The organism is Ancylothrix sp. D3o, assembly GCF_025370775.1.
GTDB lineage: Bacteria > Cyanobacteriota > Cyanobacteriia > Cyanobacteriales > Oscillatoriaceae > Ancylothrix.
Genome location: NZ_JAMXEX010000008.1, coordinates 1 through 11,886, shown reverse-complemented (window position 1 = coordinate 11,886; position 11,886 = coordinate 1). Strand labels below are relative to the sequence as shown.

Genomic DNA, 11,886 nt, shown 5'->3' with positions numbered 1-11,886 from the left:
CAACAACATCTCCGCCTGGCGCAAGTTTTTATCTCAGGCTTACCTCGAAAAAGTTAGCGAGGCCCCTCTACAATTGGAGTACCTTGAGTTTTAATGTCTAATTCTTCGCGGCGGAGTTCTTCTTGGGCATCCACAGTATCGCGGTCAACTTCTTTGCGGACATTCACTTGTTCACGCACATAAGCTTCTTTGTGGATGTCGGCAGTTTCTTCGTACACTTCGATGTGTGCAACTTCGCCAGAGGTGAAGTCTACAGAACCCGGAGTTACAACCTGACCAGCATTGGTAGGGGTGACTCTTTCAATAACAACCCGCTCTTTTTCCACCGGCACTGAAGCGCGAGCCGTTTGAGTTTCCACACGCTTGCCAATCGCAACTTCGCCTGCTTTGATGCGGCTTTTGTTAGCAATTAACCGCTCTTCATACAGTTTGAGATTTTGGTGATTTTGCTCGTTGAGATTATAAAGATGCGGTTCTTTGTCGTAGCTGTAGCTGCTGCGATCATAAGAAGGAGTTGCAGGCGCCGGGGTAGCAGCAGCAGGTGCCGGGGTTGCAGCAGCAGTAGCACTAGAAAGGGGAGTGCGGTAAATGTCGCGGACTTGTTCTTCTTCGTCGTAATCAATTTCTCGCAGTTCGTCAAAAGCAGGTAAATTTTCTGCTTGAGCTTTGCTGGTGAGGTTGGTGGCATAGACGCGATTCCCTGCATAGTCGATGCGACTTGCTCCCACCGGCAATAAAACTTTTTTACCAAAAATCCATCCGCCAGTGTCAATGATCAAATAGCGGAAACGTCCGGTTTCTTCCTCTACCAGAGCATCGTGGACTTTTCCGATTTTTTCATTCGTATTTCCGGCGTAAACTTCCATTCCCTTAATGTCATCGCCGCCAAAAATTTCGTCTTTGTAATCTGGATAATAATCAGAAATTTTCATTAAAGCCATTGGGGTTTTCCTCCAATTCAACATTACTTACACTTTAATTAAGAACTAGCTTAAAAGTCATCTAACTACCGAAGTAACTTCTATCAATATCTATTTTTTTTCTCATACTCCAAAAGAAATAGAGATATTTTTTGACTAAACCTGCTCGTATAATGGCTATACAAACCCAACACCCGCCGCTGCATTGCGGAGTCGGCATAAAAAATCCCCCGCCGGCGCGGAGGGGGAAAAACATTCTTAATTAAACTTAATCAAAAAAACCAGACTCTTCGCCCGAAACTTCCAACTCTTCCCGCCGTAAAGTCGCTTGGGCCTCAATTATTTTTTGTTCAACAGTTTTTTTGATGCTAATTTCTTCACAGACAAACGCTTCTTTACGAATATCCGCAATTTCTTCATAAAGCTGAATGCGAATCACTTCACCTTCGCAGAACTTAACCTCAGCAGCGCTGATCATTTCACCCGCATTTTGTGGGACACTTCTTTCGATAACAATTCGCTCTTTGTGAACCGGTACAGAAATGCGTGCAGTTTCGGTTTTAATCCGCTTACCAATCACCACCTCACCTTTTTGACGGCGCTCTTTGTGAGCAGTTAGTTTTTCTGCATAAAGTTGAAGCGTTTGCGATTCTTCTGTCTCGGACGTTCCCAGAAGTGCAGGGGGATTTTGCTCAACTTTATGAAACGGTTCTTGATAATCGTAATCTACTGTAATGCCGCCTGTATAATCTGGAAATTCTGCAATATCTTGTTTGGTTGTAATCGCAATCGCATAGACCCGCTCATTCGGAAAATCAAGCCTACAGGAACCCACCGGCAATAAAATTTTTTTAGGAATGCCCCACAAACTCGTATCAATAACTAAATAGCGAAACCTACCAGTTAAGTCGATGACATCATCACAGACAATGCCAATTTTTTGATTACTTTTGCCGGCGAAAACATCAAAACCATAAATATCATCGCCGCCTAAAATTTCTTCCCGGTAGTTTGGATAATATTCTTGCAGTTTGATCAGGGGCATAGTAAGTATCCTCTCTTGTTATCTTATGATAAATTCTAAAAAACTATCGTTCCATTCCTCTCTCCCGCCAGGTGGATTTAAAAGGCGGATATTTTTTGAAAAAATTTCAAAGCAGCCAGCCAATATAAACAATGCTGCCGTTTTCCCGAGAGAAAATAACCCGTCAAAAATGCAAAAAACTATAGCCTGCTAGGAATTGTTATAAATTTAGCCGGCGAGCCGAGGGAGTAATCCTCTAGGGTGAAATCTGCAAAAGGTTTCTTTTCTAAACGAGAGCGGAGGGCTTCATCTAAAAGAACCCCATCTGATTTTTTGCGAACGCCAATAATAATCACACTTCTTTGATAAGACGTAGCGTCTCTATCTGGCTGACAAACGCCCCCAACAAATTGACCCAAATTTAAGAGCCGGTAGCCTTGCAAAGTGCGACTATTGCGAAATAATTTTTTGACTAACAGTTGAATTTGCTGCGCTCGCTCCAAAGCTCGGCGCTCTTCGGTTTCTGGCACTCCCTCACAAGAGGCTGTCCCCACAGAAACAATTTCTGAGGGATTTTCCATAATTTTTTGGATGCCTTCTTCCGCCAAATTTGCTCTTAAATCATCTAAATTGATCACCCGGTCATTGTATTGAATTTGATAAGAACTGCCGAGTTTCCATTTATATTCACTGGAAAGAACAGCAATATTAAATTCTGCGGTTCTGCCTTGACTGTCTCTGCCTTCTAGGTAAGGAAAGTAATCAATTTTTTGAGTTTTTCCTTTTTTTTGCACCGGCTGTCCGGGGGGTCGTTTGACCGTAGAAAAACAGTCGGAAGCTAAACCCAAAGAACAGGTCACAGGACGGTATAAAGCCAAAGCAGTCAGCGCAATTAAGGGGGAAATAATGGCAATTAATACCAGCCTAGATAATTTATTGACTGGGGAAGTTTGGGAAGTTTGAGCAGAGGAATTATTACTGCCGGCCAGATAGCCTAAAAATCCTAACAACGCTCCAAAAAGTAAAAATAAAGGAAATTTCTTTTGTTTTTGAGGTTGAGACACCGGCACCGTTTGATGAAAACCCCCCACCACGTTGAGAGTTTCTGCCAGTTCAATTTCAATTTCTTTGAGCCGGTTTAAAATTGCCTGCGTATTGGCGGGGCGTTTATTGACTTCCCTCGCCATCAATGAATCGATAAAATCTAACAGTAAAGGAGAAATATGTACAGCATAAGGTCGCCAATTTAAAAGATCATTTAGCCCGTCATACATATCTAAAGGATAACGCCCTGTCATTAAATGCACAAAGGTACGTCCCAAGGAAAAGAAATCCGATTGCGGCACTGCGTGACCGTTGGCTTGTTCGGGTGCAGTATAACCGCGTGATTCAATGGCGGTGACAGGATTGCCGGCATTAACAGCCGCCAAATAAGTGTAGGTCATTTCTCTGGCGGTGCCAAAGTCAATTAATACCAATTGTCCGCCATTTCTCAACATAATATTAGAGGGTTTTATATCGCGGTGGAGATAATTTTGGCTGTGAACAAGATGGAGAATTTCTGTGAGTTGTTTTAACCAAGTGAGGGCGAGTTCTTCTTTGATTGGTTGATTATTTCGCTGTTGCAGCCATTCGCTTAAGTTGGGGCCGTCGATTTTTTCCATAGCAATACAGTGTAAAACCGGCCCGTTTTTAGTGGAAAATTGAAAGTATCCGTCAACTTTGGGAATCCCCGGATGATTTAGCTGTCCTAAAACGTTGGCTTCTTGTTCAAAAAGTTCTACAGCTTTGAGATTGTTGTTAAGTTCGTCTTTGAGAATTTTGAGAATTTTAGGATTTCCGGCTTCTTCGGCTTCATAAATTTTTCCAAATCCTGTTTTATCGCTTAAAATGCGCTGAATTCGGTAGCGATTTTCTAAAAGTAAGTTTGTGCCGCAACTTTGACAAAATCGACTATTATTGTTAGCTTGGTTGTTGGGGTTGGGGCAATTTGGATTGATGCAAAGCGTCATAGCTGGGAGTCAAAAAGATTTATGCTTAAAGTATAGGCAAAATTTAAGGACTTTTAGAAAATTTCCAAGATGGATAATGAGGCTTGGTTAAGGTTATTGCAACAAGAGAGAGCAATTGCGGTGATTCGCGCTTCCCAGATGAGTTTGGGGATACAAATGGCTCTGGCGGTGGCAAGCGGGGGAATGCGGTTAATTGAGATTACTTGGAATAGTGATAGAGCGGCGGAAACAATTTGTTATTTGCGTTCCCATTTGCCCGATTGTGTGATAGGGGTGGGGACGTTATTAAATATAAATGATTTAGAGGAGGCGTTAGCTGCTGGGGCTGAGTTTTTGTTTTCGCCACACACCGATGAAAAAATGATTAAAATGGCAATAAATGCCGCAGTTCCGATTGTTCCGGGTGCTCTTTCTCCGACGGAAATTGTCACTGCTTGGGGTGCCGGTGCGGCGGCTGTAAAGGTGTTTCCCGTTTCGGCGGTGGGGGGTGCGAGTTATATTAAAAGTTTGCAAGGCCCACTCGGTCATATTCCTTTAATTCCTACCGGCGGAGTAACCCTAGAAAATGCGGCAAAATTCATTGCAGCCGGAGCAATTGCTGTGGGGTTAGCGGGGGAATTGTTTCCAAAAACACTTGTGGCTACGGGAAATTGGCAAGCGGTGGCTCAGCGGTCTCAGAGTTTGAAAACCGCGCTATTGGTTTATGGAAAGAATTAGAATTTTTGGAGGTATTGACCGAAATCTTCTTAGGGGCTGATGTAGCAAAATAGTAGAGAGAAGTTAAATAATAATAAAGGGTTTTAGAGTGAGGAGGTTCTCAATGATGAATTCTAGGAATATTAATGTTGGTTTGGGATGCCGGTCGGCAAGATGGTTTGCCGGTGCGGCATTGGTTATTTCAACGTTGGGGATTTTTGCAACACCTTTTGTGACGCTGCCGGTGAAAGCGGATGAGGTGCATAATAAAATTGCCAGCACGATTATGAATTTGCAAAGCTCTAAACAACGCTGGATACAAATTGATGTAAAGCGGCAAAGATTATATGCTTGGGAGGGAAATAAACAAGTTCTGGCTTTGGTTATTTCCACCGGCAAAAAAGGGTTTGAAACACCCCCCGGCACTTTTAATATTCAATCAAAACACGTTTTTGCCAAAATGGAAGGGGAAGATTACAACGTCCCTGATGTGCCGTTTACGATGTATTATCACAATGGTTATGCAATTCATGGCGCTTATTGGCATAACAATTTTGGCACGCCGGTGAGTCATGGTTGTACAAATTTGGCCGTTGATCGTGCCGAATGGTTATTTAATTGGGCTGAGGTTGGCACCCCAGTAATTGTGCATAATTAAGGCATTGGGAACTGGTAATTTTTGTAGGGGTGCTATCAAAAGTGGTGCAGGCATCTTGCCTGCACAATCACAGAAATCGCAGGCAAGATGCGCCACTTGGAGGGGTGCCCGCCCCCACCCCCAGCAATTCCCAAAATTAACTTAATTGCACAACTGGTGTATCTTCCAATAAAGTTTGATTGGTGAGCAAATCTTCGACCGTAAGGCGTAAAAAACGGTCTTTATCTACTTGGAAAAAAAGCTTTACTCGGTCACTGCCAGGAAACCCAGGGGGGTCAAGTTTAGCAATAGAGCGAGCACCTTCTTTATCGTTAAGCGCTTGGACGGAAGTTTCGCCCGAAGCAATATTTCGAGTCACTAAACGATCTCCATCAAAATACACTTCGGTGCCGCCGGTTTGGGTTGCCAATTCACCAATAATTAATTCAATACTCGGCTGATTTTCTAAAGAAGCACCGAGAACTAATTGCACCGGCTCACTCATGGGGTAAGATTGGCCGGTTTGAATAATTGGATGCCAACTATGGCGATTTTCGCGCCGGTTCCAATAGCGAATTCCGTAGCTGTGATAAAGGAAATCTTTAACTTCAATGCCTTGGGTAAGTTGTAAGGCACCTTGAGCGATAGCTTCAAATGGTTTATCACAGCGAATTTTTGAGCTATCAAAATATTGTTTAATCCAAGTTTGTATGGCGGGTATTTGGACGGTACCGCCGACTAATAAAACCGCATCAATATCGGAAACTTCGATACCTTGCCGACGTGCTTGTTGTAACACTTGAGTCATCGCTTCATCGAGGTTTTCAAAAAATTGATGTTCTGTAAGAATTTGCTCAAATTGTTGGCGAGTTAACGAAAGATCATAAGTTTCTAAGGTTTCATCATTAAAGTAGATTTCGCTGGCTTGTTGTTGTAAAGATAGCTGAATTTTTAAGCGTTCGCCAAGGCGGGTGGTGAGGGGGGTGGGTTTTAAACCTTGGGTTTTTGCAAAGTAATCAACGATCCAGTTATCAATGTCAGTTCCGCCTAAGTTTTGGCCGGCTTTTGCGATAACGCGAGCAGTTTTTGGTTTTTGACTAGAAGATTCTGCCAGGTTTTTTTCGCCCCATTTAAGGATAAAACCGAGGGGTTTTTTCGTGGTGTTGGTGGTGTTGTTATCGAGGCGAACAAGGGAGAGATCAAGGGTTCCACCACCAAAATCTACAACTAATAAAAGTTGCCGGTCTGCGAGTCCGTAACCTAGTGCGGCGGCGGTTGGTTCATCGAGCATTCGTATTTGTTGAACCGGCAATGCTTGACAAACGTTTCCTAACCAATGCCGGTAAGCTTCAAAGCTATCAACCGGCACTGTTAAAACAAGAGATTCTCCGCCATCATAACCGATGTCTTTTAGCTGGTTAATAATATTAGTTAGGAACCATTCCCCGATTTTTTCAAAAGTAATAATTTGACCGTCAATTTCGGGTAAAAATCCTTGAATATCTGAACCAATTCCGCGTTTAAAGCTGCGAAAAAATCGGGGATCGGTTTTGAGATCCAGTCCTTTGTCGCGTACTTGTTGTCCGACGATAACTTCCCCGCGAGAAGCGTCCTCAAGATAAACTAAGCTGGGAATAAGGGGGGGATTTTGCCCCATTTGCACCGATAAACCGGTTAGTTTTAGGGTTTCTGGTGTGCCGGTGGCGCTATTCCAGCGAGCGATTACCGTGTTGCTTGTTCCGAAGTCAATTGCAATGGTCATGCAGCCAAGTTACCCAGCAAGTAGAAATTTGATAATATTATGGTATCGAAGCTTGTCTGTAAATAAAAGATGATGAAGGCAAAAATTGAGATAAAGTTAATTTTTAAGAAGGTTAAAAAGGCAAACTAAGGCAGTTTAGAGCATTATTAGCCGACTAAAGTTTTTTCAAAAAATACACTTAAATTGCAGCCCCCAACGTCTCATCATGCCGGGGCAGCATTTTTCCTATTGGGAGGCCGGGCCGCAGTCACCCTTCTTTTGGCTTAATTTTTATTATACTTAGCTCAGTCTTTTGATAGATATGACAATTAGCAAATTATGCTTAATTCTCTCTGGGGAGACAGGGCAACATAACAAAACATTTCTTAACATAAAAATACAAAGGCAGTGAAGGTGTTAGAAAAACCTCCAGCCCTTGCAGGGTGAGCGGCAAAAAAATCTTTCAACAAAAAGGGCTGAAAATATGAACAACCCGCAAACTTCTGAACGCTCTAAATTTTTAGGAAATCTGCAAAATGGCATTTGGCTTTTGGGGGTTTCTTCATGGCTGTTTGGTATCACCGATAGAAGTATTGCTTCGTTTTCGGATGGCTATTTATCTGCCTTAGATTTGGTGCAATTATTTACAGCATCCTTCTTTTTTGTTGGGTGGTTGTTTTTAAAGCCAATGTCTAGGGCTTAAAAGGTAAAAGGCCGGCAACCCTACCGGCTTTTTACAACAAATTGATTTTAAACACAAGAACTTAAGGTCTGGAAAAACTATGATATATGGCGTAAGTTTTCCTTGTGTTTAAAATTTCCATTGCTAAGTGCCGGTTTTCCTATCCAGGGCATATAAATCTACGTCATCCCTGCCAAAGCATAGGGCTGTCAATCACAGGCTTTGAATTTACTGTTCCTTCCCTTAGCAATTTCCATTTAACGCTGGGGCTGTTTTTAATTGCTGAGATGAATAAGTGCCAGTATCCAGTAAATTTCTGCCTTACTGATCACTACTTACTCTCATTCAATTTTGGCAAAATTCGGTCACAAAAAAATAGCGTTCCTGAAGTAATACATAGGGGAACCGCCAGTAAATTAAGCAGGGGAATACTAATTAACCCCAAACAAGCTAAACCAAACGTGCCAGAAGCCGGCAAACTCCTAAGAATTAACTCTAACTTTTTCCGAAAATGAAGCCGGCGCCTTTCCAAAGGTGAATCTAAAAAATCAATACAAACAATCGTCGCCGCCAGCGCTATTCCGCCAATGCTGGCAATTGCCGTACCCAAACCTGGAATAAAATTTAAACCCAGCAAAGGCAAACCCACAGTAATAATTAACACCAATTTTTTCACTTCATGCAAAACAGCCCGCCCAATATCGCGTAAAAGAGTAAATAAACTCAAAGGTTCTGCTGGCGGTAATTTGCCGGTTCGCGCTAACTCCAATTGTTCGGAAAGTTGCCCATAAAACGGCCCTCCTAAAATTACCCCAAATTGCACCAATAAAAACCCAATGGCTACTAGCAGTCCCGTTACCAGCAATACCCTCAGCAAAAAGCCGAGAATAATTGCCAAAACGCTCAAAAAGCTTAACCATTGGGGTAAATTTGCGAGTTGAATATTCCACCAGGCATAGAAATCAACCAATAAATTGTTGACACTCTGCAAACCTGGGAATAGCAAGCCCACATACAACCCAACTGCGACAACCAAATTAACCAAAATCGGCACTAAAACATAACGCCAAAGACGCGGAGTTTGAGTGAGGTAAACTAAGGCTCGTAACGGGTAAGTGGCTCCCGCCACCAAACCCACCGGCGCTTGTATGATGGCCGGTTTTTGCTGTTGTTGATCTGCCATCTTGCCTTTCCAGCTTTTTCACTTATTTGTTTCATTTTAAAAGCAATTTTTGCTTAATTGCTGTTCGTAAATCCCGAACTTCTTACCAAGTTTTTATCCTTCTCTAGCTTAGCGGGAGAGGCGGTGAGGCTAATAAACTTTCAAATTAATGAGAGATTTGGGATTAAATATAATGGTTCATGGTGCAATAAACCATGAACCATAAGTAATTACTGACCTACCGAACCTTTGCCAAAAAACTTAGGCGGTTCTGCCAGGGTATAAACTTGTGTTTCTGTAGCAATTGCTTGACGCAAATGCCCCGCAGTATTCAAGCTTCCTAACAAGGTTGTGCCGTCAAACATCCGCAGACCGCCGGTGGTTCTTTCGTTCAAGATTTGGTCTACTTCTTCCGGGTTTGGGCGAGTATTAATTGCTTGCTCTGAAGCAATAGCAAAACCCCAAGGAGAGCCATAGGTAGAAATATAGCTCGTGTAAGATTGAACATTGGTAAAAAGCGATTTGAGCGTGTTAACAATGCGAGCGTGTAATTTTAGTTCAGAAGGAGAAACGGGACCCGCTTGCACTACAAAAAAGCCACCCGGAGAAAGCACTCGTTTTGCCTTTTCAAAATACTCTTTTGTAAACAGTTGGAAAGACGGCCCAGACTCAATAGGATCAGAAAGATCAGAAATAATTACATCCCATTGTTCAGTTGTGGTATCTAAATAATGCAGAGCATCACCTATTACCAACTCTGTGCGAGGATCATCAAAAGCGCCGGCGTGCATTTCTGGTAAATGTTCGCGGCAAGCTTCGACGACATCACCATCAATATCAACCATTGCTACTTTTTCAACGGATTTCCAACGCAAAATTTCCCTGACTGTTGCGCCTTCCCCGCCGCCAAGAACTAATACTTTTTTTGGTGAGCCATGAAATAACATGGCGGGGTGTACTAAAGGCTCGTGGTATAAGAATTCATCGCCTGTGCAAGACTGCCATTTTCCATCAAGAACCAGTCCTTTTCCATAGGCTCCGCTTTCCACAACATACATTTCCTGATATTGGGTTTTTTTGTAGGCAAGCACACGAGTAATGCCGTGAACGTAAATATCCCAAGGCGTGATATACTCGCTAATCCAAATATCGGCTCGAAGTTCACTACCGGCCATTGATGTCTCTACCCTTCTTTAAATTGGACAAACATCAATTAATACCACAAAAGGGTAAACTGTCGCTAGTCCCTTGGGTACAAAAAACTAAGTTGTCATTTTAAAAGTTAGTGTAAGTGGGATGTAGAAGCTGTTTTTATGGAAATGTTTTTAAGAGATGGTGGCAAAAAGCGGATACCAGGACTAAGGTTTTCAAACCTAAAACTTAAAATTTTATGGCGGTTGTGGGAATGGAGGCATTAAAGGTTAAAACTAAAAAAGGTGAGAGCAAGACTCAACAACGATTCCCAAACAAGGGCAAAGGATAAAATTAATGCAGCAGGCATCTTTTAGAAAAATGTGGCTGAGTTCGCTCCTCAAACGGGTGCTTAAAGCTATGCGTCCGCCAAAACCGGCTTCCCAAGCAGCCAATTACGAAACTTGGCGAAATAATTTTATGCAAAGTCGGCTGCATTTGGGATTGTGGGTGGCTTTGATTTTCTTTTTAACATTTACTGCTTTGGAGTTAAGAAATCTTTGGTTTAAACCGGCTCAATTTAAAGAGGAGTGGTTGATTACGCAAATTATTGTTGAAAGTTGTTTGCTATTTTGTTTGGCTTTGTTTCGCTTGCCGGTGGGCCGGCGGCATCCAACTTTAGTTTTCCTGATTTTATCCTGGTCTGTGACCATTGGCCCCCAACTTAGGAGCAGTTTTAATGGTCATTTTGAGCCTTCTTTATTAGTGTGGCCGTTGATGTTTTTTGGCCAAGCAACCTTGATGCCGGTGCGCTGGGGTTTGCATTTAATTTCGCAGTTAGGGGTGTTGTTTTATTGTGTGGTGGCTGTGGCGTTTTTGGGATTAAAAGTCAAAATGCCGGCTGTTTGGCTTACGCCATCTGCGATGATTTTATATATGTTTTGGATTTGTTTTATTTGTAATTTATCGGTTTATTTATACGAGCGTTTACAGAGAGCAGAGTTTAAAGCTCGTCGGGATTTAGAGGCGGCTTATTGCCAACTGCAAAGCGAACAAGAACGCTCGGAAAAGTTGTTGTTGAATATTTTACCCGAAACGATTGCCATCCGCCTTAAGAAAGAACATCAAACTATCGCCGAAAGTTTTGCAGAAGTTTCGGTTTTGTTTGCAGATATTGTGGGGTTTACGGAAATTTCGAGTCAAGTTTCGCCTCGAGAATTGGTTAAGTTACTCAATGAAATTTTTTCAGCTTTTGATCACCTTGCAGAGGAACATGGGTTAGAAAAAATTAAGACGATTGGCGATGCGTATATGGTGGTGGCGGGGTTGCCGGTGCAGCGAGAGGATCATGCGGCAGCTATTGCGGATATGGCCTTAGATATGCAGCAAGCTTTGGCAAAAATCAACTCTCAAACAAGTCAAAATTTTCGCATTCGCATCGGTATTGCTACGGGGCCGGTGGTGGCTGGTGTGATTGGGATTAAAAAGTTTATTTATGATTTATGGGGCGATACGGTGAATATGGCTTCTCGTATGGAATCTCAAGGCATTGCCGGCAGAATTCAAGTTACACGGGCAACATACGAATGTTTAAAAAAAGAATATATTTTTGAGGAACGGGGCCTTGTCGCCGTTAAAGGAAAGGGAGAAATGTCAACATATTTATTAGTTGGAAAAGGCCGGTAGCGATTATCAAACACTCCTCTCCTTGGTTTATTCTCGTCAGCCTATTATTGTGAAATGGCTAAACTTAGGGCTTAGCTTTTACTCGAAGAAAGATCCAAAAGAGTAGAAGAAAAAAAGTCGAAAAACCCAAAACCCCGACACCGAAGTGTAGGGGTTTGTGTTTGTTAAAAGAGCCCAGGCACCGAGCTATTGTTC

General features: G+C 42.5%; 10 protein-coding genes. 4 read left to right on the top strand and 6 right to left on the bottom strand.

From position 1 onward, the window contains the following. Positions 1 to 53: 53 nt before the first annotated feature. From NG798_RS14980 to NG798_RS14970, 3 genes are all read right to left on the bottom strand, one after another. Positions 54 to 941: a DUF2382 domain-containing protein gene (locus tag NG798_RS14980; protein ID WP_261224442.1), complete on the bottom strand. Its 888-nt coding sequence runs from the start codon at positions 939 to 941 to the stop codon at positions 54 to 56. 247 nt (positions 942 to 1,188) lie between these two features. After that, a complete protein-coding gene (locus NG798_RS14975; protein ID WP_261224440.1) occupies positions 1,189 to 1,965 on the bottom strand; it encodes a DUF2382 domain-containing protein in 777 nt (258 codons plus the stop codon). Positions 1,966 to 2,144: 179 nt separating this feature from the next. After that, complete coding sequence (locus NG798_RS14970; RefSeq protein WP_261224437.1) at positions 2,145 to 3,956, bottom strand: serine/threonine-protein kinase; 1,812 nt, start codon at positions 3,954 to 3,956, stop codon at positions 2,145 to 2,147. A gap of 69 nt (positions 3,957 to 4,025) precedes the next feature. On the opposite strand from NG798_RS14970, the gene NG798_RS14965 reads away from it, so the two are divergent. Together NG798_RS14965 and NG798_RS14960 are read left to right on the top strand one after the other, a co-directional pair. Further along, on the top strand, positions 4,026 to 4,673 hold the full coding sequence (locus NG798_RS14965; RefSeq protein ID WP_261224435.1) for a bifunctional 4-hydroxy-2-oxoglutarate aldolase/2-dehydro-3-deoxy-phosphogluconate aldolase: 648 nt from the start codon (positions 4,026 to 4,028) through the stop codon (positions 4,671 to 4,673). 106 nt (positions 4,674 to 4,779) lie between these two features. Continuing rightward, on the top strand, positions 4,780 to 5,310 hold the full coding sequence (locus tag NG798_RS14960; RefSeq protein ID WP_261224645.1) for a L,D-transpeptidase: 531 nt from the start codon (positions 4,780 to 4,782) through the stop codon (positions 5,308 to 5,310). A 136-nt stretch (positions 5,311 to 5,446) separates the two neighbouring features. On the opposite strand, the gene NG798_RS14955 is transcribed toward NG798_RS14960, so the two are convergent. Beyond that, positions 5,447 to 7,051 carry an Hsp70 family protein gene (locus NG798_RS14955; RefSeq protein ID WP_261224433.1) on the bottom strand — a complete coding sequence of 535 codons (1,605 nt, stop codon included), beginning with the start codon at positions 7,049 to 7,051 and terminating at the stop codon, positions 5,447 to 5,449. Between the two features lie 463 nt (positions 7,052 to 7,514). Here NG798_RS14955 and NG798_RS14950 point away from each other — a divergent pair, with 463 nt between their 5' ends. Continuing rightward, on the top strand, positions 7,515 to 7,733 hold the full coding sequence (locus tag NG798_RS14950) for a hypothetical protein (RefSeq protein WP_261224431.1): 219 nt from the start codon (positions 7,515 to 7,517) through the stop codon (positions 7,731 to 7,733). A 310-nt stretch (positions 7,734 to 8,043) separates the two neighbouring features. Here NG798_RS14950 and NG798_RS14945 read toward each other — a convergent pair whose 3' ends face one another. Together NG798_RS14945 and speE are read right to left on the bottom strand one after the other, a co-directional pair. Further along, entirely contained in the window at positions 8,044 to 8,895 is an 852-nt protein-coding gene (locus NG798_RS14945) for an EI24 domain-containing protein (protein ID WP_261224429.1), read from the bottom strand. A 209-nt stretch (positions 8,896 to 9,104) separates the two neighbouring features. Beyond that, entirely contained in the window at positions 9,105 to 10,049 is a 945-nt protein-coding gene (gene speE, locus NG798_RS14940; protein ID WP_261224427.1) for a polyamine aminopropyltransferase, read from the bottom strand. A gap of 313 nt (positions 10,050 to 10,362) precedes the next feature. Between speE and NG798_RS14935 the strand changes: the two genes are divergently transcribed. Next, complete coding sequence (locus tag NG798_RS14935; protein WP_261224425.1) at positions 10,363 to 11,691, top strand: adenylate cyclase; 1,329 nt, start codon at positions 10,363 to 10,365, stop codon at positions 11,689 to 11,691. Positions 11,692 to 11,886 lie beyond the last annotated feature (195 nt).